We start from the raw sequence: 21,307 nt of genomic DNA on the forward strand, positions 1-21,307 counted from the left end.
CTTTACCTGCGTGGGCGCAAACGCCGCCGTAATGGCACAAGCAGCCGAGCAGGGCGAACTCGTCCCCGTCATCGGGCTGGAGGTCCACGTCCAGCTCGAGACGGAGACGAAGGTGTTCTGCGGGTGTTCGACGGAGCCCGCCGAGGACGAGGCGCCCAACACGCGCGTCTGCCCGGTCTGTCTCGGGCTCCCCGGGGCGCTCCCCGTGCTGAACGAGGCGGCGGTGGAGGCCGCCGTGAAAGTCGGGAAGGCGCTGGACGCCGACATCCCCGAGCAGACCCGGTTCCACCGGAAGAACTACTACTACCCCGACCTGCCGAAGAACTTCCAGATTACGCAGTACGACGCGCCGCTGTGCGCCGACGGCACGCTGTCGTTCAGCCACGAGGGCGACCGGCACGAGGTGTCGGTTCGGCGCGCCCACCTCGAAGAGGACCCGGGCAGCATCCGGCACGTCCGCGACGGGACGCAGGACCTCGACGTCCGGACGACGTCGGTGGACCGCGCGGACTACACGCTCGTCGACTACAACCGCGCCGGGACGCCGCTGATGGAGGTCGTCACGGAGCCGGACTTCCGCGACCCCGCCGAGGTCCGCGCGTTCCTCGAGAAACTGGAGGAGGTGCTGGAGTACCTCGGCGTGTTCGACGCGTCCCGCGACGGCAGCCTCCGCATCGACGCGAACCTCTCGATGATTCCGGAGTCGGAGATCCGCGACGACGGCACCATCCCGGAGGAGACGCTCGAATCCGCGAACCGGACCGAGGTGAAGAACATCTCCAGCCACAAGGGCGCCCAGACCGCGCTGAGCTACGAGGAGAGCCGGCAGGAGAACCTGCTGCGCCGCGGCAAGGCGGTCGAACAGGAGACGCGGCACTTCAACGAGACGCACGGCAACACCATCTCGATGCGGTCGAAAGAGGAGGAGAAGGACTACCGGTACTTCCGGGAGGCCGACCTGCCGCCGCTGCAGGTCGCCCACTGGAAGGAGGAAATCGCGATTCCGGAGCTGCCCGACGCCCGCCGCGCCCGGTTCCGCGACGAGTACGGCCTCGACGAGGAGGCCGCCGCGAAACTCACGTCCCGGAAGCAGGTCGCGGACTTCTTCGAGGCGGTCGCCGCCGAGTTCGACCCGTCGGTCGCCGCGACCTGGGTCGCCGACAACCTCCTCGGCGAACTCCACTACCGCGACATGACAATCGACGACGTCGACGACCGGCTCGACGAGTTCATGCGGCTCATCGAGCTGGTCGACCAGGACGAACTCACCGTGAAGAACGCGGAGGAGACCGTGCTGCGCGCGATGCTCGACGAGGGCGTCGCCCCGGACGAGGTCATCGAACGCGAAGGGCTCGGGAAGGCCGGCGAGAGCGAAGTCGTCGACGCCGTCCGCGACGCCATCGAGGAGAACCCGGACGCCGTCGAGGACTACCACGAGGGCGAAGGCGGCGCGCTCAACTACCTCGTCGGCCAGGTGATGCAGCGCACCGGCGGCTCGGCCGACCCCGGCACCGTCAACGAACTGCTCCGCGACGAACTCGAATCGTAGCGCGGCGACCCGGGCCGTCCCGCGGTGTCGATTCGCCCCGTGGCGACTCGATTTCTCCTGCGGCGCGTCGCGGCGCTTCTCTCGGCTGTTCTGCGGCGTCGCGGACGGGTCGCCGGTTCCCGGAGGGTTTTGGGTGCTGGGGGAGCCGGGACCGGTATGCCCGAAACCGCGGACGACCTGCACACGATGACGTGGGAGGACGCCGGCGAGTCGCTGCTGTCGGCCGACTGCGTGATTCAGCCGACCGGCAGCACCGAGCAGCACTCCACGCACCTCCCGGTGTCCGTCGACACGCTGCGCGCGGACCACCTGTCGGCGGAGCTGGTGGACGCCGCCGCCGACCACGACCTGGAGTTCGTCCGGCTGCCGACGCTGCCGTACGGCGACTCCGAACACCACATGCGGTTCCCCGGCACCGTGACGCTGAGCCAGGACACCTACAAGTCCGTCCTCGTCGACGTCGGCGAGTCGCTCGCCGCCCACGGCGTCGACCGCGTCCTGTTCTTGAACTGCCACGGCGGCAACAAGCAGGCGCTCGACCTCGCCACCGACCGGCTGAACCGCGACACCGACCTCGCGGCGCACTTCGTCCACTGGACCGACTTCGCCCGCGACGAACTCGAAGCCGAGTTCGGCGACGACTGGGGGCACGCCGGCGACCACGAGACATCGTTCGTGGAACTGTTCCGCCCCGACCTCGTCAAACAGGAGAAGAAGCAGCCGCAAGACGCAGCCGAGATGCCGAAGACCCGGTCGTGGACGTACTTCGACGACGTCACCGAACTCGGCGGCCTCGGCGACCCGACGAACTCCGACCCGGAGTTCATGGAGGACGTCGTCGCCGACACCACTGACAGCATCCTCTCGGCGCTGCGCGACGACATCGACGACGGCTGGTGAACCGCGAACGGGAACTCACGGCCGGCGACCGACGCGCGGAGCGGTCCGTAGCGGTGCGTGGCGGTGCGTGAGGAAGCGAAACGCGGCGAGTCCGGAAATTAGTTCTGCGGGTGTTCAGGCGGCGACGTCGTCGCCTTCGGGGTTCGAGGGTCGGCCGGCGGGGCCGGTGCCGGTGTCGCCGTCGCGGCCGTCGTAGCGGGCGCGGACGACGGTGACGACGGCGCCGACGCCGACGAGCGTCAGGGCGAGTCGGAGCAGGCCGCCGCCGGGGACGAACTGTGTGAGTGCGACGACGAGCAGCCCGACGGCGAGCGCCCGCCACGCCGAGTCGCTGTCGGCGTCGGCGTCGGCGTCGGCGTCGGCGGCGCGGAGCGCCCAGGCGCCGAACGTGTACGCGCCGAGCACCAGGCCGGCCCACAGCAGCAGCGCGTACGCCGCGCCGCCGAGCAGCGCCAGCGGGATGCCGATGACGGTGACTGCGACCAGCACCAGCGCCAGCGGGACGCCGACGAGCGCGAGCAGCCCGATGCCGCCGCTGCGCGCCGCGTCGGTCAAGCCGGCGTCGCGGACGTCGGCGGCGAACTTCGGGGCGACGAGGACGAACAGCGCGCCGAGCGCGAGGTGGGCGAGCGTCCGGTAGGCGACGCCGACCCACGACGGGACGGCGAACAGGCCGCCGGGGCCGCCGTCGAAGCCGACGACGCTGCCGCCGTAGCCGAGGTCGGCGCGGCTGACCGTGCCGGCGACGCCGCTGCCGGCGTACGCGAAGTCGTCGGAGTCGTACGTGACGCTGCCGCCGACGGCCGCGGTCGGGCCGATGCGGACGCGGTCGGCACCGATTCGGACGTCGCCCGCGACGGCGCCGTCGATGACGACGTCGCCCGCGCCGACGTCGAGGGCGCCGCCGACGACGCCGGACTCGCGGAGCGCGAACGCGCCGGCGCCGACGTCGACGTCGCCGTCGACGCGGCCTTCGATGGTGACGGCGCCGCCCGACCCGAGGAGGTCGCCGGTGACGACGCCGGAGGGCGCAATCTGGACGGTGCCGCCGACGGCGTTGACGTCGCCGTCGACAGTCCCGTAGACGACGACGGTGCCGCCGACCGCGTCGAGGGTCCCGTCGACGGTTTCGCCGGCGGCGACGACGACGGCCCCGCCGACCCGCTCGTCGGCCGCCGCCGGCGCGACGGCGACGAGGAGGACGACGAACAGCACCGCGAACAGCCGCGAAACGGAGAGGTTCATGTTCGGCTGTCCCGACGCCGCTGGAGACGATAAACTAGCGTCGGATGCGTGCTATCTCGGCGCAGCCCGCTGCTGCGCGGCGAATCCGGGCGGGTCGTCGCTGCGGTCGCGGCGCCGTCAGACGTGCTCGTCGAGGAACGACGCGATGGCTTCGAACTCCTCGATGCGGTTCTCGCGGGACGTGGTGTGGTGGCCCTCGTCGTCGAACACGAGGTGCTCGACGGGGACGCCCTGCTCGCGGACCGCGTCGACGACCTGCTCGGTCTCCTCGACCGGGACGCGCGGGTCGTTGGCGCCGTGCTGGACGAACAGCGGGCAGGCGACGTTGTCGATGTGGGTGAGCGGCGACACCGACTTGAGGAAGTCGTAGTCGTCGTCGAGGCTGCCGTACTCGGCTTCGCGGTGGCTGCGCCGCCACTCGCCGGTGTTCTCGAGGAACGTCGTGAAGTCCGCGATGCCGACGAAGTCGACGGCGGCCGCCCACAGGTCGGGGTACTCGGTGATGGCGGCGAGCACCATGAAGCCGCCGTACGACCGGCCGTAGGCGACGACGCGGTCGGTGTCGGCCGCCGGCCGGTCGGCGAGCCAGTCGACGGCGGCGGCGACGTCCGCGACCGAGTCCATCCGTTTTTCCACGTCGTCGAGGTGGCTGTACGCCTTCCCGTAGCCGGCGGAGCCGCGGACGTTCGGTTCGAGGACGGCGTAGCCGCGGTTCACGAAGAACTGCTTCACCGGGTAGAACCACGGGCGGCGCTGGTGCTCCGGGCCGCCGTGGATGTCGACGATGACCGGCGCCGGGTCGTCGGCGTCGGCCGCCGGCGGCGCCGTCCAGTACGCCGGAATCTCGCGGCCGTCGAACGTCTCGTAGTGCACCGTCTCGGCGTCGTGGAACGCCGCGGACGGCAGGCCGTTCGTGCCGACCGGCGTCCAGTCCGTGCCGTCCGCGTCGTCGAACGCGGCGACGTGGACGCCGTACGGCTCCGTCGGCGCCGTGTGGGTGTACGCGTAGCGCGCGGCGTCGCCGTCGAACGCGACTCCCTGCACGACGCCGTCGACCGTCGGCGCCGCGGCCGCGGTGAACTCGTCGCCGTCGAGGACGCCGGCGCGGACCGCCGAGTAGCCGCCTTCGTTCACCGTGAACGCGCAGCGGCCCGTCTCGCGGTCGTACGCGAACGAGTCGACGTCCCAGGCGTCGGTGCCGGGTTCGCCGAGCGCGTCGTCGTGGCCGGCGACCGGCGTGATGGCGGTGGCGCCGTCGGCGCTCTCCGCCGGGTCGACGCGGGCGACGTAGGCGGTGTCGGCGCCGTGGTTCGTGACGCAGTAGAGCCCGCCGTCGTCGCCGAAGTGGACGTGGCTGTACGTCGCCTCCGAGCCGTCCGACAGCGTCGTCGACGCCCCGATGTCGAGGTCGAGCACGGCGAGTTCGTCGTCGTAGCTGCTGTGCGGCTTCGTCACGGCGAGCAGTTCGCCGTCCGGGCCGAACGCCTCGACGGAGAGCCAGCCGCCCGGCCCCTCGTACACCAGTTCGGGGTCGCCGTCGAGCCGCTGGACGTACACGTCGAACCGGCCGTCCGCGTCGCGGTTCGCGGTGTAGGCGACGCGGTCGCCGTCCGGCCCCCAGGCGCCCCAGTCGTGTTTCGACTCGGGGTCGTCGGTGAGCGCCGAGTCCGCGCCGGTGTCGAGGTCGTAGTGGCGGAGCTGGTCGCGCTCGTCGCTCCCGCGGTCCATCGCGTACACGAACGCCTCGTCGGTCGGCGACGCCGCGACCGCCGAGACGCGCTCCTCGTGCGGCGTGAGCCGCGTCGGCCACGTCCCGGCGGCTTCGGTCGTCCACACCTGCGGCGTCCCGGACGTGTCCGCGAGGAACAGCAGCCGGCCGGCCGGCGTGAACGTCGGCGAGTCCACGTGTTCGATGGCGAGGAAGCGCGCGACGCCGTAGTCGGGGGCGGCGCCGCCGCCAGCGTCGTCGGTGTCGGAGTCGCTCATGGCTGTACCGCCGACGGGCCGCGGGTAAAGGATTGGGCCACCGGCGAACCGGGCTGGCGGGGAACCGGACCGCCGACGAATCGGGCTGGCGGGAACCGAACCGCCGGCGAACCAGGTCGCCGACGAACTCGCGTGACCCTTCAGTGGCCGTTCCGTGGTCGTTCCGGGGCGGGAGTTCCGAGCGCGAAACCTTTAGAAGGTGAATCGGCCTATCTTCCCGCAACGAATGGAGCTCATCATCACGGAGAAGGACAACGCCTCGCGGCGGATCTCCGAAATCCTCTCCGGCGGGTCGTACGACTCCGAGCGGCAGGCCGGGGTGAACGTCTACCGGTGGGGCGGGACGCGCTGCATCGGGCTGTCCGGCCACGTCGTCGGCGTGGACTTCCCGCCGGAGTACGACGACTGGCGGGACGTCGAGCCGGTCGAACTCATCGACGCGCCGGTGCAGAAGCGGCCGACTCAGGAGAACATCGTCCGGGCGCTGCGGCTGCTCGCCCGGAACGCCGACCGGGTCGTCATCGCGACCGACTACGACCGCGAAGGCGAACTCATCGGGAAGGAGGCGTACGAACTCGTCCGCGAAGTGAACGAGGACGTCCCGGTTGACCGCGTCCGGTTCTCCTCCATCACGGAGCGGGAGGTGACGGAGGCGTTCGAGAACCCCGACGACATCGACTTCGACCTCGCGGCCGCCGGCGAGGCACGGCAGGTCATCGACCTCGTGTGGGGCGCCGCGCTCACCCGGTTCCTGTCGCTGTCGGCGCGGCAGCTCGGCGAGGACTTCATCTCCGTCGGCCGGGTGCAGGGGCCGACGCTGAAACTCATCGTCGACCGCGAACGCGAAATCCAGGCGTTCGACCCCGACGACTACTGGGAGCTGTTCGCCGACCTGCTGAAACGCGACGGCAACGTCGCGGACGACGCAGACGACGCCGCGGACCAGGCGTTCGAGGCGCAGTACTTCTACGAGGACGACGACGGCACGGAGGCCGAACGCGTCTGGGACCAGGTCGTCGCCGAGCAGGTGTACGAGGCGCTGTCGGCCGCCGACTCCGCGACCGTCGACTCCGTTCGGCGCCGCACCCGGACGGACGAGCCGCCCGCGCCGTTCAACACGACGCAGTTTATCCGCGCCGCCTCCTCCATCGGCTACTCCGCTCAGCGCGCGATGAGCATCGCCGAGGACCTCTACACCGCCGGCTACATCACGTACCCGCGGACCGACAACACGGTGTACCCGGACGACCTCGACGAGCGCGACCTGCTCGACGACCTCAGCGGCGCCCGGCAGTTCGGCGACGACGCCGAGTCGCTGCTCGACCAGGAGGACATCACGCCGACCGAGGGCGACGAGGAGACCACCGACCACCCGCCGATTCACCCGACCGGCGAACTCCCGTCGGCGTCCGAGCTCTCCGAGGACGAATGGGAGGTGTACGAGCTGGTGGTGCGGCGCTTCTTCGCGACGGTCGCCGCGGACGCGACGTGGGAGCACCTCCGCGTCGTCACGCAGGTCCCGGCGGCCGACGCCGGCGTCAACGACGACGACACGCTGTCGCTGAAGAGCAACGGGAAGCGGCTCGTCGAGGCCGGCTACCACGACGTCTACCCGTACTTCTCCACGAACGAGAGCTACGTCCCCGGCGTCGAAGAGGGCGAGACGCTCTCCGTGTCGGACACCCGGCTGGAGGAGAAGCAGACGCAGCCGCCGCGCCGGTACGGCCAGTCACGGCTCATCGAAACCATGGAGGACCTCGGCGTCGGCACCAAGTCCACCCGCCACAACGTCATCCAGAAACTGTACGACCGCGGCTACATCGAGGGCGACCCGCCGCGGCCCACGAAGCTCGCCGAGGCGGTCGTCGAGGCGTCAGAGCAGTTCGCCGACCGCATCGTCAGCGACGAGATGACGGCACAGCTCGAACAGGACATGCAGGCCATCGCGCGCGGCGAGAAGACGTACGACGAGGTCGCCGACGAGTCGCGCGAGATGCTCGACGCCGTCTTCGACGGCCTCACCGACTCCCGCGAGGAGGTCGGCGACCTGCTCCAGACGTCGCTGAAAGCCGACAAGCAGCTCGGCCCGTGCCCGGACTGCGGCGAGGAGCTGCTCGTCAGGAAGAGCCGTCACGGCTCCTATTTCGTCGGCTGTGACGGCTACCCGGACTGCGAGTACACGCTGCCGCTCCCCTCCACCGGGAAGCCGCTCATCCTCGACGAGGAGTGCGACGAACACGGCCTCCACCACGTCAAGATGCTCGCCGGCCGCAAGACGTTCGTCCACGGCTGCCCGCAGTGCAAGGCCGACGAGGCCGACGAGGAGGAGGACATCGTCATCGGCGACTGCCCCGAGTGCGGCGACGAGCACGCCGGCGAACTCGCCATCAAGCGGCTCCGCAGCGGCGCCCGCCTCGTCGGCTGCACCCGCTACCCTGACTGCGAGTACTCGCTGCCGCTGCCGCGCCGCGGCGACATCGAAGTCACCGACGAGGAGTGCGACGAACACGGCCTCCCGCACCTCGTCGTCCACTCCGGCGACGAACCCTGGGAGCTCGGCTGCCCAATCTGCAACTACCGCGAGTACCAGTCCCGGCAGGCCGGCTCCGAACTCGAAACAATCGACGGCATCGGCGCCAAGACCGCAGAGAAACTGAAAGACGCCGGCGTCGAAGACGTCTCCTCGCTCAAAGACGTCGAACCCGACGAACTCGCCGCCGACGTCGACGGCATCGGCCCCGACACCGTCCGCGACTGGCAGGCGAAAGCGGACTGACCCGCTCCGCGCCTCGTCGACACCTGCGCCGGCCGTCGCCGGACGACCGGGAATCGTCGTCCGCGACGCCCGCCGGACACCCGCAATCCGCGCCCTTTTTAGCCCTCCTCAGACCATGCCTCGCCACGAATGAGTACGCCGTGGGACGACTGGGACCACGTTCTGAAAGTGGATCCCGACAAGGAGCTTTACGGGGACGACACGTTCGCGGACGTCTGCGAGACCGGCACCGACGCCATCGAGATCGGCGGCACCCTCGACATCACGGAGGAGAAGATGAACCGGGTGGTGGCGGCCTGCGCCGAACACGACGTGCCGCTGTTTCAGGAGCCGTCGAATCCGGGCGTCGTCACCGGCGCGGACGCGCTCGACGGCTACCTGATTCCGACGGTGTTCAACGCCGGCGAGCCGTTCTGGATTACCGGCGCGCACAAGGAGTGGGTCCGCATCGCCGACGAGATGGACTGGGACCGGACGCACACGGAGGCGTACATCGTGATGAACCCGGACGCGTCGGTCGCAGAGCTCACAGGCGCGGACTGCGACCTCGACGCCGAGGAGGTGGCGGCGTACGCCCGCGTCGCCGAGCGGATGTTCGGCCAGGACATCGTCTACGTCGAGTACTCCGGCACGTTCGGCGACACCGACGTCGTCGGCGCGGCGCAGGACGCGCTCGACGACGCCACGCTGTTTTACGGCGGCGGCATCCACGACTACGACTCCGCGAACGAGATGGGCCGCTACGCCGACACCGTCGTCGTCGGCGACCTGCTGCACGACGAAGGCGTCGACGCCGTCCGCGAAACCGTCGACGGCGTCAAGGACGCATACGAATAGGCGTCGTCGCGGCCGTCGCTGATTCACATCGTCGTTCGGGAGGGTCGGTGTCGGGAATCGACCGACTTTAAGCCCCGCACGCCGGAACAGCCTCGTATGGAAGGTCGAACCTACACGGCCGACGCCGAGCCGGGCGACGAGGTCACCGTCGCCGGCTGGGTGCACGAAAAGCGGGACCTCGGCGGCATCGCGTTCCTCATTCTGCGCGACACCTCCGGGAAGATCCAGGTGAAATTCGAGAAGGACGAGATGGACGACGACCTCGTCGAAACCGGGCTGGACGCCCACCGCGAGTCGGTGCTGTCCGTCTCCGGCACCGTCAAGGAGGAGCCGCGGGCGCCGACCGGCGTCGAGGTCGTCCCGGAGTCCATCGACGTGCTGGCCGCCGCGGACCCCGAACTGCCGCTCGACCCGTCCGGGAAGGTGGACGCGGAGCTTCCGACGCGGCTCGACAACCGCACGCTCGACCTCCGGAAGGACGAAGTGAAAGCCATCTTCGAGATTCGCGCCGAGATTCTGCGCGCCGCCCGCGACACGTTCCGCGCGCTCGGCTGCACAGAGATCAACACGCCGAAAATCGTCGCGACCGGGACCGAGGGCGGCACGGAGCTGTTCCCCATCACGTACTTCGGCGAGGAGGCGTTCATGAACCAGAGCCCGCAGCTGTTCAAGCAGCTGATGGCCGGCTCCGGGCTGGAGCGCGTCTTCGAAATCGGCCCGATTTTCCGGGCGGAAGAGCACAACACGCCGCGGCACCTCAACGAGGCGCACAGCATCGACTTCGAGGGCGCGTTCTGCGACCACCACGAGGCGATGGACGCCGCGGAGGCCGTCACGACCGCCGCCTACGACGCCGTCGCGGAGAACTGCGAGGAGCAGCTCGAAGCGCTCGGCATGGCCGAGGAGTTCGACGTGCCGGACGGCGACTTCCCGCGGCTGAGCTACGAGGAGGCGCTCGAACGCATCAACGCGACCGGCGAACTCGACGAGCACCTCGTCTGGGGCGACGACCTGTCGACTGAGGCCGAACACGTCCTCGGGCAGGAGGTCGGCGAGCACTACTTCATCACCGACTGGCCCAGCGAGGTCAAGCCGTTCTACATCAAGGACCACGACGACGACGAGGAGCTGTCGACCGGCTTCGACATGATGCATCCGCGGATGGAGCTCGTCTCCGGCGGCGCCCGCGAACACCGCCACGAGAAGCTCATCGAGGGCTTCGAACAGCAGGGGCTCGACCCCGAGGAGTTCGAGTACTACACGAAGATGTTCCGGTACGGCATGCCGCCGCACGCCGGCTGGGGGATGGGCGCAGAGCGGCTCGTCATGACCGTCCTCGAGCTGGAGAACATCCGCGAAGCCGTCCTGTTCCCGCGCGACCGCCAGCGGCTCAGCCCGTAGCGCCGCCCGCCACGCCCCGGTTTTCCGGCGGCGGCTCGGCTCGCCGAACCGACTTTCGACGCCGACTCAGACCCCTGATTTCGGTTCCGGGTCGGCCGTCGCGTTCCACAACCGATACTTACCCGCCGCGTCAGGTACGGACGATGACCGACGAGGCGACCGCGTTCGCGCCGGGACACGTCACGGCCTTCTTCGCACCGTACCCCGACGACTCGCCGGCCCGCGCCGGGTCGCGCGGCGCCGGCCTCGCACTCGCCGACGGCGTCGAGGTGACGGTGCGCCGCGGCGACGACGCGGCCGACGAGACCGGGAGCGGCGCTGGCGGCGCCGCCGGCGACCGCGACAGCGACGTGGTCCTCGACGGCGTTCCGGCGGAGATGGAGGCCGTGTCGCTGACGCTGGACGCGCTCGGCGTCGGCACCGACACGGCGCCCGCCGAGGTGGAGGTGACGACGGACCTCCCGGTCGGCGCCGGGTTCGGCGTCTCCGGCGCGGCGGCGCTCGCGACGGCGCTCGCGGCGAACGACCTGTTCGACCTGCAGCGCTCCGAGAACGGGCTGGTGAACGCTGCGCACGTCGCGGAGGTGGAGGCCGGAACCGGGCTCGGCGACGTCGTCGCGCAGTTCCGCGGCGGCCTCCCGATTCGGCTGGAGCCGGGCGCGCCGACGTACGGCCACTTCGACGGGCTGCCGGCGCGGCCCACCGTCGAGTACGTCACGTTCGGCGAACTGTCGACCGCGGAGGTGCTGGACGGCGACCTCGACCCGGTCCGGGAGGCCGGCGAGGCGGCGCTGACGCGGCTGATGCGTCGGCCGTCAGTCGAGGAGCTGTTCGCGGCGTCCCGGGAGTTCGCGGGCGACGCGGGGCTGCTCGTCCCGGAGGTCGCGGAGGCGGTCGACGCCGTCGAGGCGGAGGGCGGCCTGGCGTCGATGGCGATGCTCGGCCGCACCGCGTTCGCGCTCGGCACGGGGCTGTCGGACGCCGGCTACGACGCCGAACGGTGCGGGACGCACCCGACCGGCGCCACGGTCCTCGACGGCCGATAGGCCTGCCGCGCGGCGGCGACCCGGTCGCGCTGCGGGCGGCGCCGGAACCGACCGGCGTCGCCGATAGCCGGCTTTTTCGCGGCGCGTCTCCGAGACCGAGCCATGAGCGACGACACCTCCGGCGGCGACGACTCCGACGCCGAGGATGCCGACGTCCCGGACGCCCCCGGCGAGGTCGACCACGAGTCCGAAATCCCCGAAGACCACCCGCGGTACGAGTCGCTGCTGACGCGCCACCGCATCGAGGCCGGCGTCGAGAAGGGCATCACGTCGACGCAGGGGCTCATCGCGGAGGGCCGCGGCGAGGCGTTCGACTACCTGCTCGGCGAGCGCACCATCGACAGCGCCGACCGCGCCGAGCGCGCCGCCGCCGCCCACCTGCTGCTCGCCGACCACCCGGTGGTGTCCGTGAACGGCAACGTCGCGGCGCTCGTCCCGGCGGAGGTCGTCGAACTCGCGGACGTCGTCGGCGCCGACGTCGAAGTGAACCTGTTCAACCGGACGGAGGAGCGCGTCGAAGCCATCGCCGACCACCTCCGCGAGCACGGCGCCGACGAGGTGAAGGGGCTGACCGCGGACGGCCGCATCCCGGGGCTGTCACACGAGCGCGCCAAGGTCGACGCCGACGGCATCGGCGACGCCGACGTCGTCGTCGTCCCGCTGGAGGACGGCGACCGCGCCGCGGCGCTCGGCGAGATGGGGAAGACCGAAATCGTCATCGACCTGAACCCGATGAGCCGGTCCGCGCAGGTCGCCGCCGTCCCCGTCATCGACAACATCATCCGCGCGGTGCCGAACATCGCGGCGCACGCCCGCGACCTCGCCGACGCGGACGACGAGACGCTGCGGCGCATCGTCGACGAGTTCGACCGGGAGGCGGCGCTCCGCGACGCCGAGCGCGCCATCCGCGACGGCGACCTGGAGTAGTTCTGCGGGCCGTTCGGGCACTCGCACGGCCGCCGGCGCGGCGGCTCAGTCGAACCCAGAAATCAGCGTGACGAGCCACTGCGCCGGGTCGCCGCGCCGCCGCACCTCGATGCGCTCGACCCACTTCACCCACTGGAAGCCGCGGCGCCCCGGCGCCACCAGGCGAGCGGGCGCGCCGTGGCCGTGACTGAGTTCGTCGCCGCCGACGCGCGTCGCCAGCAGCGCCTCGCGCGCCTCCGCGACCGGGAGCGACCACCGGTAGCCCGTCACGGAGACGAACCGGACGAACCGGGCGTCGTCGGCGACGCCGGCCCGGTCGAGGAGGTCGCCGACGCGGACGCCGCCCCAGCGCTGCACCGTGTACCAGCCGCTCGTGCAGTCCAGCGTCGCGTCGAGCGTCGCGGCGCCGCCGACGGCGGGTTCATCGTCGGCGGGTTCGTCGCTGTCGGCGCTCGCGTCCGCGCCGGCTGCTTCGTCGCCGCCGCGGGCCGCGTTGCCCGCGCGGTCGACGTCGTCGACGCCGAGGTCGAGTTCGGCGTCGACCGCGCCGGCGACCGTCAGCGTCCAGGCGTCGCGGTCGACGGGATCGGGGTCGTCGGCGACCCACGACGTCACCGGGAAGTCGCCGCCGCGGGTGTCGGCCGCGGAGAGGTCGCCGACGGGCTTCGAGCCGGTGAAGCGGCGGTCGGCGCCGCCGAGGAGTCGGTCCGCCGTCTCGGAGGCGCGCCACGCGACCGCGCCGCCGACGAGGACCGCCCCGGTTTTCAGCGCCGCGCGCCGGTCGGCGTCGACGCGGCGCGGCGAGTGGTACCGCGCCCGGAGGTGGACGACGACGAGCGGCACCAGCAGCAGTCCGAGGCCGACGTGGAGGTTCAGCGTCGTCCAGCCCCACAGCGGCACGTTCCCGCCGAGCACCCAGAACAGCCCGGTGGCGACCGCCGCGACGGCGACGGCGGCCTGCAGCACCGACAGCGGCGTCGCGGCGTCCCAGCCGGCGCGGTCGACGACGCGGCGCCGCACCCGCCACAGCTTCGCGGCGAGCAGCGCGGCGAGCGAGAGCCCGACGGCCGCGTGCAGCCAGAACAGCCACGCGCCGCTCCGCGTCCCCGCGGTGAACGACGCGAGCCCGGAGCCGACCGCGACGGCGACGCCGACGGCCAGCGCCCAGTCGACGACGCGCGGCGGCGGCGTCAGCGCGGCCAGGACGGACCGAAGCACGGTCGCCGTTCGGGCGCTACCGGCATAGTTCTCCGGTGTGCAGCCGGGTCACGCCGCGTCGCCGGTCAGTTCCTCGGGCGGGCCGCCGGGGAGGCTGTCGCGGCGGTGCGGCGCGGAGAAGTCGATGTCGGGGCCGGTCGGCACCAGCCGCTTCGGGTTCAGGTCGGCGTGGCTCTTGTAGTAGTGCCGCGTGATGTGGTCCACGTTCACCGTCTTGGCGACCCCCGGCGTCTGGTAGACGTCCTTCGTGTACTCCCAGAGGTTCGGGTACTCGTGGACCGCGCGGCGGTTACACCGGAAGTGGGTGTGGTAGACGTGGTCGAACCGGACGAGCGTCGCGAACATCGCGAGGTCGGCCTCGGTGAGGCGGTCGCCGGCGAGGTAGCGCTGCTCGCCGAGCAGGTCCTCGTAGCGGTCGAGCGCGTCGAACAGGTCGTCGACGGCGTCGTCGTACGCCTCCTGCGTCCCGGCGAAGCCGGCGCGGTAGACGCCGTTGTTGATGGTCGGATAGATGTCGTCGATGCGGGCGTCGACCTCCTCGCGGTACCCCTCCGGGTAGAGGTCGACGCCGTTCCCGAGGTCGTCGAACGCGGTGTCGAGCATCCGCATGATCTCCTCGGACTCGTTGTTCACCACGGTCTCCTGCTGTTTGTCCCACAGCACCGGGACGGTGACGCGGCCCGTGTACTCCGGGTCGGCTTTCGTGTAGACGTCTCGGAGGTAGTGCGCGCTGTTCAGCGGGTCCGGGTGCGCCTCGCTGAACTCCCAGCCGTCGTCGTACCGCTCCGGCTGGACGAGCGACAGCGATATCTCGTCTTCGAGCCCCTTCAGCGACCGGGTGAGCGCGACGCGGTGCGCCCACGGGCAGGCGCGGCAGATGTAGACGTGGTACCGCCCCGGTTCGGCCGGGAACTCCGGGTTGTCCACGCGCTCTCCGCCCGCCTCCCGGACGGCGCCGTCGACCCAGTCGCGGAACGACGTCTCGGTGCGCTCGAACTCCCCGCCGCCGCCCGTGTCCCGACGGACGTCGGTTCGCCACTCGCCGTCCACCAGCATGTTTGTCGCGTCGCTCATCGCGTGGACCTTCGGCGCCTCGCGGCAAAAATTGGTCGGCGCCGCGGCCGCCCCGAGACGCCCGCGACGACTGCACCCGACGGAGTTTCAAACCGTTTTCACTGAAATTTATGGCGGCTCACCGCGACGACAGTCGTGATGCACGAGTGCCAGAACTGCGGGGCCGAGGTCACCGAACGGTACGCGCGGGTGTTCGCGCCGGACGAAACCGCCGGGCCGCGGGTGTGTCCGCGCTGTGACGACATGGTTCGCGACGGCGCCGACGTCAGGGAGGCGCGAGCGAACCGCGGCTAACCGCCGCGGCGACCCAGCGCCGTCGCATCCCGTCGCCGTCGACGCCTCGCCGCCGTCGGAAGCGGCGACTCGCGTCCCCCGGTCAGAGCAGGTGGTCGCGGACGGCGCGCGCGACGGTCGGGGCGTCCGGGCCGACCACGTAGACGATGGGTTCGATGCCGAAGCCGCCGGACTGGTACACCGCGAACGGTTCGTCGGCGTCGACGGCGGCGTCGCGGAGCGCCGACGCGATAGGGTTCGTCTCCGAGCCGGGTTCGACGTCGGCGCCGTCGCCGCCGCGCGCGTCGAACTCGACGGTCGGCACGTCGGCGTCGCGGAGCGCCGACACGACGTCCTCGTCGTACCGGACGTTCACGGCGGCGCGGGCGTCGACGCCGGCGGCGCGCACCGACAGCAGGACGCCGGCGACGTGCTCGCTGACGCCGAACTCCGGGTCGCCCGGCACCGACGCCCGGCCCTTCACGTCGAAGATGCGGCCCGGGACGGCGGCGACGTCCTCGATGTCGTCGGCGTCGGCGGTGCACTCGACGAGGTTCGACCCGACGTTCGGCACCAGGCCGGCGAACCCGGAGGCGTTCGTCAGCGTCCGGAGGCCGCGGCGCAGCGACGCCAGCACCCGCTCGCGTTCGCGCAGCCCGCTCTCGGGGTCGTGCACCGAGAAGTCGTACTCGGCGTCCGCCAGCTCCGGCATCGCCTCCTCGTGGAGGTCGGCGAGCAGGTCGCCGTCCTCCAGCCGCCGGATGAACACCTCCAGTTCGACGAGCGCGCCGACGCGGCTCAGTTCGCCGGACGCCAGCCCCTCGCCCACCCGCTCGACGACGTCGCCGACGCGGTCGTCCGCCAGCACCTCCCGGCGCCGACTCACCTCGCCGTGGGCGTACTTCGACACCGCCGACTGACTGATTCCGAGCAGGTCGGCGACCTCGCGCTGGGTCAGCCCGCGGCCGCGGAGGTCCTCCGCGAGCATCGACCGGAGCGTCGGCAGGAACTCGTCGACGACGACCTCCTCGACGAACTTCATCCGTCGGCCCCCGCCGAGTCGCCGTCAGCGGCACCGCCGGCACCGCCGCCAGCACCGACAGCGTCGTCGCCGTCGCCGTCGACGTGGAACTCGGGGTCGTCGCCGATGCGGGAGGCCTGCGGGCCGCCCTGCCCCTGGTACTTCGAGCCGCGCTCGACGCCGTAGGGCCGTTCGGCGGGCGACTTCAGTTCGGTGAAGGTGAGCTGTGAGACGCGCATCCCGGGCGAGAGCGCGACCGGCGCGTTCCCGAGGTTCGACAGTTCGAGCGTGATGCGGCCCTCGAACCCGGGGTCGCAGAGGCCGGCGGTGGCGTGGACGACGATGGCGAGCCGGCCGAGCGACGACCGGCCCTCGACGTGCGCGACGAGGTCCGGCGGAATCTCGACGCGCTCTTTCGTGGTGCCGAGCACGAAGTCGCCGGGGTGGAGGATGAAGTCGTCGCCCTCCGGGACGTGCGTCTCCGTGACGTACTCGTCCACCTCGCGCTCGTCGTTCGGGTGGATGCACGGGATGTTGGTGCGGCGGAACTCTAGGAACTCCGAGCCGAGACGGAGGTCGACGCTCGCGGGCTGCACCTGCATGTCGACGTCGTCGAGCGGGTCGACGACGAGGTCCCCGTCGCGGAGCCGCGCGAGGATGTCGGTGTCCGCCAGTATCATGGTTCCACGACCGGCCCACGGGGACGTAAACCAACCGTTCCGCGGCGCTTCCGCCGCTCGGACGCCGCCGGTCAGACCAGTTCGAACAGCAGCCCGACGACGGTCGTGACGACGACCAGCGCCGCGGCGTCCGAGACGGAGATGTCCCGGAGTTCGGCCAGCCCGTACGTCCGAATCACGCCGGCCCACACCGCGACCACGACCGCGCCGCCCATCGACGCCGGGCCGACGGTCGCGACGACCGCTTCGAGCGCCTGCACCGCGCTCTCGGGGGTCCCGCCGATGGACGCGGTCCGGAGTTTGTACACGAGGAATCCGCCGACCGCGAACAGCCGGGCCAGGCTCGGCGCCATCCCCCAGCCCGCGACCGCGAGCGACCGCCCGAACTCGCCTTCCGCGTCGAACATCGCGCTGCCGACGTGGAGCACTACGCCCTGCACCAGCCACAGCAGCGGCACCACGACGAGCGTCGCCCACGGCAGCCACGAGTACTCCTCGAGGAGGAGCGCGCCGAGCGGCCGCTCGATGGTCTCCGGCACCGACGGGTCACAGCCGGTGCGCGTCGTGTTCAGCGGATTCGGCCCCTCACACACCCACTCCGGGGTGTGCGCCGGGTTCTGCACCTCGACCATGACGTCGAGCGTCGCCGCGAACTCGTGGAGCAGCACGCTGGCGCCGGCCGCTGACAAGACCGCGACGGCGCCGACGACGATTGTCGCGTCGCGCAGCGGCGCCGACGACTGTTCGGCGAAGTATTCCTGCGGGTGGAGGAGGGGCGTCCGGGGACCTGCCATGGTCGCACCGATGTTCCCGACCCGCCAAATGTGTTTGGAGTTCTCGGGCGGACGGCCGCCGAACCGCCGCCGGCGACGCGGACCGGTGACCGCGTCGATGACAGGAGCTATACCGTCTCCGTCGCCACGTCCGGTATGAAGCAGGCCATCGTCGCGCGGACCGACATCGGCATGGGGAAGGGGAAGCTGGCCGCGCAGGTCGCTCACGCCGCGCTGTCGGCGTACGAGGACACCGACGAGCGGACGCGCCGCGAGTGGAAAGGCTCCGGGCAGAAGAAGGTCGTCCTGAAGGGGGAAAGCGAGTCGCAGCTGTTCGAACTCGCGGACGTCGCCGAACGCGAAGGGCTGCCGTACGCCGTCGTCCGCGACGCCGGCCACACCCAGCTCGAACCGGGGACCGTGACGGCGCTCGCCGTCGGCCCCGGCCCGGACAGCCTCGTCGACAAGGTCACCGGCGACCTCCCGCTGTACTGAACTCCGCCGTCGCTCGGCGGTTGCTCCGGAACCCTGTGCCGTTTTCTCGGGCCCCTAACGTTTTGAGTGAATGGGGCGTCCGTCCGGTACGGAGATGCCATCAGACGACCGTCCGTCCGTGCTCGTCGTCGACGACGAGGAGGACGTGACGCAGGCGTACGCGCTCTGGCTCGGCGACGACTACGACGTGACGACGGCGCACGACGGCGACGAGGCGCTCGACGCCATCGACGACGACACGGACGTCGTCCTCCTCGACCGGCGGATGCCGCGGCTGTCGGGCGACGAGGCGCTCGACCGCATCCGCGAGGCCGGCTACGACGCCCGGGTCGCGATGGTGACGGCGGTCGACCCGGACTTCGACGTCCTGGAGATGCCGTTCGACACGTACCTGACGAAGCCGGTGAGCCGCGAGGAGCTGCTGGACACGGTCGACGAGCTGGTGGCGCTGTCGAACTACGACGACGCGGTGCGCGAGCAGTTCTCGCTCGCGGAGAAGCGCGCGACCCTCGAACAGTCGAAGCCGCAGAGCGAACTGGCCGACAGCGAGGCGTTCGAGCGGCTGGAAGCCGAACTGGAGGCGGCCGCCGAGGCGGCCGACGACACGCTCGGCGACGTCGACCACGAGTCGATGAAGGCGGCGCTCTCCGGCCTCCCGGACGAGGAGGAAGGCACGTTCGCCGGCGCCGAAGACGACACCAACGGCGGGGCTCCGGGGGACGCCGCCGAGAACGGCGCCGACGGCTTCGGCTCGACGTAGCGGGCGACGTGCGGTGATGCGCGGTGGCGCCGGCGGCGGGGTGGGAGAGCGACCTCCGCCACGAGACGCGGACCGTCCGCGGCCGCGACAGGCAAGGCACTTCTCGGCGCGCCGTGAACGGCCGGTAATGCGCGAGGCGCACCCCCGCGAGCAGGCGACCGGCGTCGACTTCTACGTCAGCGACGCCGACGGCATCGGCGGCCGACTCCGCGCCGCCCCGGAGGACTTCCGGGTCCGCGAGCGCGAACGGATGGAGCCCGAGCCCGTCGACGCCGACCCCGGGTCGTACCCGCACCTCCTGCTCCGCGTGACGCTGCGGGGCTGGGACACGAACGACTTCGCCGGCCGGCTGAGCGACGCGCTCGGCGCCAGCCGCGAACGGGTGTCGTGGGCCGGCACGAAGGACAAACACGCCGTCACGACCCAGCTGTTCACGGTCCGGGGCGCCGACCCGGACGACCTCCCGGACGTCAGCGGCGCCGACGTCGACGTGCTCGGCCGCGTCGGCCGCGCCCTGTCGTTCGGCGACCTCGCCGGCAACGAGTTCGAGATTCGGGTCCGCGACGCCGACGGCGATCCGGCGCCCGTCACGGCGGCGCTCCGCGAGTTCGGCGACGGCGACGTCGCGGTCCCGAACGTCTTCGGCCACCAGCGGTTCGGGAGCCGCCGACCCATCACGCACGAGGTCGGCCTCGCCGCCGTCCGCGGCGACTGGCGCGGCGCCGTCCTCGCCTACTGCGGGTCGCCGCACGACGCCGAGCCGGAGGCGTCCCAGCGCGCCCGCCGCGTCGTCGAGGCCGAGGCGGCGTCCGACGACCCGGACTGGGCGGCCGCGCTCGACGCCATGCCGAGCCGGCTGCGGTACGAGCGGTCGATGCTCCACCGGCTCGACGAGGGCGCCGGCTGGCGCGAGGCGCTGGAGGCGGTGCCGTCGAACCTCCAGCGGCTGTTCGTCAACGCCGCCCAGTCGTACATCTTCAACCGCATCCTCAGCGAGCGGCTCCGGCGCGGCCTCCCGTTCACGGAGCCCGTCGCCGGCGACGTCTGCTGTTTCGCCGAACGCGACGTCGCGTTCCCGAAGCCCGACATGGACCGGATACAGCACGCCACCGACGACCGCGTCGACGTGCTCGCCCGGCACTGCGGCCGCGGCCGCGCGTTCGTCACGGCGCCGCTCGTCGGCACCGACACCGAACTCGCGGACGGCGAACCCGGCGACATCGAACGCGAAGTGCTCGACGACCTCGGCGTCTCCCCCGGCGACTTCGCGCTCCCCGACGCCTTCGAGTCCAGCGGCACCCGCCGCGCCGTCCTCGTCACCACCGACCTGACCGTCGGCGACCGCGACGGCGACCCGGTGTTCTCGTTCGCGCTCCCCTCCGGGTCGTACGCGACGGCGCTCCTGCGCGAGTACCTGAAGTGCGACCCCGAGCGGCTGTAGCGCCCCCGCGACCCGCAGGGCGTCGCGCGGTGCCGGCGAAGGGCCCGCCAATCCCACAGTATTTGTCCGCGGCGACACCACGGTACGGTAATGAGCGTCTACCGGACCGCGGCCGACCTCGCCGACGCCGGCGAGACCGTCGCGCTCGCGACCGTCACGGCCGTCGAGGGGAGCACGCCGCGAGACCCCGGCGCGACGATGCTGGTCCGCGAAGACGGCTCTACGGACGGCACCATCGGCGGCGGCACCGTCGAGGAGTTGACGCGGACGGCCGCCGTCGAAGCCATCGAGGAGCGCGAGCCGCGAACCGAACACTGGGAGCTCCGCCGCGACGGCAACACCGGGATGGTGTGCGGCGGCGAGATGACCGTGTTCATCGACGTCGTCGTCGGCGCGCCGCGGCTCGTCGTCGCCGGCGGCGGCCACATCGCGGTGCCGCTCGCGCGCATGGCGGACGAGATGGGCTACGAGGTGTGCGTCGTCGACGACCGCGAGGAGTTCGCCGACCCCGAGCGGTTCCCGGACGCCGAGGTGTTCTGCGGCGACTACGACGACGGCATCGCCGAGTTCGGCGTCACCTCCAACACCGCCGTCGCCATCGCCAGCCGCAGCGGCACCTTCGACCGCATCGCGGCCCAGGAGGCGCTCGAACGCGACGCCTACTACGTCGGCCTCGTCGCCTCCGACGACAAGGCCGACCACGTCCGCGACGGCCTGCTCGACGACGGCGTCGACGAGGACGCGCTGGAGCGGCTGCACGCCCCGGTCGGACTCGACGTCGGCGGCGGCGACCCGGCGGACGTCGCGCTCTCCATCCTCGCGGAACTCAACCGAGTCCGCCACGGGAAGCCGGCGTCCGTCGACGCGGAATCCTGACGCCTCACGCGGATTCCCTCCACGAACTT

Annotated in this window: 19 protein-coding genes; 12 read left to right on the top strand and 7 right to left on the bottom strand. The window is 71.6% G+C overall.

What is annotated here, in order from left to right; translation table 11 throughout:
* The first annotated feature begins 31 nt into the window (after window positions 1-31).
* Together gatB and ACQUST_RS07295 are read left to right on the top strand one after the other, a co-directional pair.
* Complete coding sequence (gatB, locus tag ACQUST_RS07290) at window positions 32-1,549, top strand: Asp-tRNA(Asn)/Glu-tRNA(Gln) amidotransferase subunit GatB (protein WP_435126855.1); 1,518 nt, start codon at window positions 32-34, stop codon at window positions 1,547-1,549.
* A gap of 156 nt (window positions 1,550-1,705) precedes the next feature.
* Window positions 1,706-2,449, top strand: coding sequence for a creatininase family protein (locus ACQUST_RS07295; protein ID WP_435126857.1), 744 nt, complete (start codon window positions 1,706-1,708; stop codon window positions 2,447-2,449).
* Between the two features lie 114 nt (window positions 2,450-2,563).
* On the opposite strand, the gene ACQUST_RS07300 is transcribed toward ACQUST_RS07295, so the two are convergent.
* Together ACQUST_RS07300 and ACQUST_RS07305 are read right to left on the bottom strand one after the other, a co-directional pair.
* Window positions 2,564-3,694, bottom strand: a complete 1,131-nt coding sequence (locus ACQUST_RS07300) for a bactofilin family protein (protein ID WP_435126859.1) — start codon at window positions 3,692-3,694, stop codon at window positions 2,564-2,566.
* A gap of 117 nt (window positions 3,695-3,811) precedes the next feature.
* A complete protein-coding gene (locus tag ACQUST_RS07305; protein WP_435126861.1) occupies window positions 3,812-5,680 on the bottom strand; it encodes a S9 family peptidase in 1,869 nt (622 codons plus the stop codon).
* 226 nt (window positions 5,681-5,906) lie between these two features.
* On the opposite strand from ACQUST_RS07305, the gene ACQUST_RS07310 reads away from it, so the two are divergent.
* The 5 genes from ACQUST_RS07310 to ACQUST_RS07330 all read left to right on the top strand — a co-directional run bounded on the left by ACQUST_RS07310 (window position 5,907) and on the right by ACQUST_RS07330 (window position 12,667).
* The gene (locus tag ACQUST_RS07310) at window positions 5,907-8,456 is read left to right on the top strand and encodes a DNA topoisomerase I (RefSeq protein ID WP_435126863.1); all 2,550 of its coding nucleotides are present in this window, start codon (window positions 5,907-5,909) and stop codon (window positions 8,454-8,456) included.
* A gap of 129 nt (window positions 8,457-8,585) precedes the next feature.
* Window positions 8,586-9,293 (top strand): phosphoglycerol geranylgeranyltransferase, encoded by a 708-nt coding sequence (locus ACQUST_RS07315; RefSeq protein WP_435126865.1) that lies wholly within the window; start codon window positions 8,586-8,588, stop codon window positions 9,291-9,293.
* 96 nt (window positions 9,294-9,389) lie between these two features.
* Complete coding sequence (gene aspS / locus ACQUST_RS07320) at window positions 9,390-10,694, top strand: aspartate--tRNA(Asn) ligase (RefSeq protein ID WP_435126866.1); 1,305 nt, start codon at window positions 9,390-9,392, stop codon at window positions 10,692-10,694.
* Window positions 10,695-10,837: 143 nt separating this feature from the next.
* Window positions 10,838-11,740, top strand: coding sequence for a pantoate kinase (locus ACQUST_RS07325; RefSeq protein WP_435126868.1), 903 nt, complete (start codon window positions 10,838-10,840; stop codon window positions 11,738-11,740).
* A gap of 102 nt (window positions 11,741-11,842) precedes the next feature.
* Complete coding sequence (locus tag ACQUST_RS07330; RefSeq protein WP_435126870.1) at window positions 11,843-12,667, top strand: 4-phosphopantoate--beta-alanine ligase; 825 nt, start codon at window positions 11,843-11,845, stop codon at window positions 12,665-12,667.
* A 45-nt stretch (window positions 12,668-12,712) separates the two neighbouring features.
* On the opposite strand, the gene ACQUST_RS07335 is transcribed toward ACQUST_RS07330, so the two are convergent.
* Together ACQUST_RS07335 and ACQUST_RS07340 are read right to left on the bottom strand one after the other, a co-directional pair.
* Window positions 12,713-13,885, bottom strand: a complete 1,173-nt coding sequence (locus tag ACQUST_RS07335) for a molybdopterin-dependent oxidoreductase (RefSeq protein ID WP_435126871.1) — start codon at window positions 13,883-13,885, stop codon at window positions 12,713-12,715.
* Window positions 13,886-13,933: 48 nt separating this feature from the next.
* Window positions 13,934-14,959 carry a glutathione S-transferase family protein gene (locus ACQUST_RS07340; protein ID WP_435126873.1) on the bottom strand — a complete coding sequence of 342 codons (1,026 nt, stop codon included), beginning with the start codon at window positions 14,957-14,959 and terminating at the stop codon, window positions 13,934-13,936.
* A 138-nt stretch (window positions 14,960-15,097) separates the two neighbouring features.
* Between ACQUST_RS07340 and ACQUST_RS07345 the strand changes: the two genes are divergently transcribed.
* The gene (locus tag ACQUST_RS07345) at window positions 15,098-15,253 is read left to right on the top strand and encodes a DUF7563 family protein (protein WP_435126875.1); all 156 of its coding nucleotides are present in this window, start codon (window positions 15,098-15,100) and stop codon (window positions 15,251-15,253) included.
* Window positions 15,254-15,335: 82 nt separating this feature from the next.
* On the opposite strand, the gene ACQUST_RS07350 is transcribed toward ACQUST_RS07345, so the two are convergent.
* The 3 genes from ACQUST_RS07350 to ACQUST_RS07360 form a co-directional block, all read right to left on the bottom strand.
* A complete protein-coding gene (locus ACQUST_RS07350; protein ID WP_435126876.1) occupies window positions 15,336-16,274 on the bottom strand; it encodes a thiamine-phosphate synthase family protein in 939 nt (312 codons plus the stop codon).
* Window positions 16,271-16,933 carry a dCTP deaminase gene (gene dcd, locus ACQUST_RS07355; protein ID WP_435126878.1) on the bottom strand — a complete coding sequence of 221 codons (663 nt, stop codon included), beginning with the start codon at window positions 16,931-16,933 and terminating at the stop codon, window positions 16,271-16,273. Before dcd ends, ACQUST_RS07350 begins: the two co-directional genes overlap by 4 nt.
* 71 nt (window positions 16,934-17,004) lie before the next feature.
* The gene (locus tag ACQUST_RS07360; protein ID WP_435126880.1) at window positions 17,005-17,727 is read right to left on the bottom strand and encodes a YIP1 family protein; all 723 of its coding nucleotides are present in this window, start codon (window positions 17,725-17,727) and stop codon (window positions 17,005-17,007) included.
* A 135-nt stretch (window positions 17,728-17,862) separates the two neighbouring features.
* Between ACQUST_RS07360 and pth2 the strand changes: the two genes are divergently transcribed.
* The 4 genes from pth2 to ACQUST_RS07380 all read left to right on the top strand — a co-directional run bounded on the left by pth2 (window position 17,863) and on the right by ACQUST_RS07380 (window position 21,278).
* On the top strand, window positions 17,863-18,201 hold the full coding sequence (gene pth2, locus ACQUST_RS07365; protein WP_435126881.1) for a peptidyl-tRNA hydrolase Pth2: 339 nt from the start codon (window positions 17,863-17,865) through the stop codon (window positions 18,199-18,201).
* A gap of 94 nt (window positions 18,202-18,295) precedes the next feature.
* Window positions 18,296-18,961, top strand: coding sequence for a response regulator (locus tag ACQUST_RS07370; RefSeq protein ID WP_435126883.1), 666 nt, complete (start codon window positions 18,296-18,298; stop codon window positions 18,959-18,961).
* Window positions 18,962-19,088: 127 nt separating this feature from the next.
* Complete coding sequence (truD, locus tag ACQUST_RS07375; protein WP_435126885.1) at window positions 19,089-20,402, top strand: tRNA pseudouridine(13) synthase TruD; 1,314 nt, start codon at window positions 19,089-19,091, stop codon at window positions 20,400-20,402.
* A gap of 90 nt (window positions 20,403-20,492) precedes the next feature.
* The gene (locus ACQUST_RS07380) at window positions 20,493-21,278 is read left to right on the top strand and encodes an XdhC family protein (RefSeq protein WP_435126887.1); all 786 of its coding nucleotides are present in this window, start codon (window positions 20,493-20,495) and stop codon (window positions 21,276-21,278) included.
* Window positions 21,279-21,307: the final 29 nt, after the last annotated feature.

This window comes from Halobaculum sp. D14, from assembly GCF_051195135.1.
Taxonomy (GTDB): Archaea; Halobacteriota; Halobacteria; order Halobacteriales; family Haloferacaceae; genus JBNTKA01.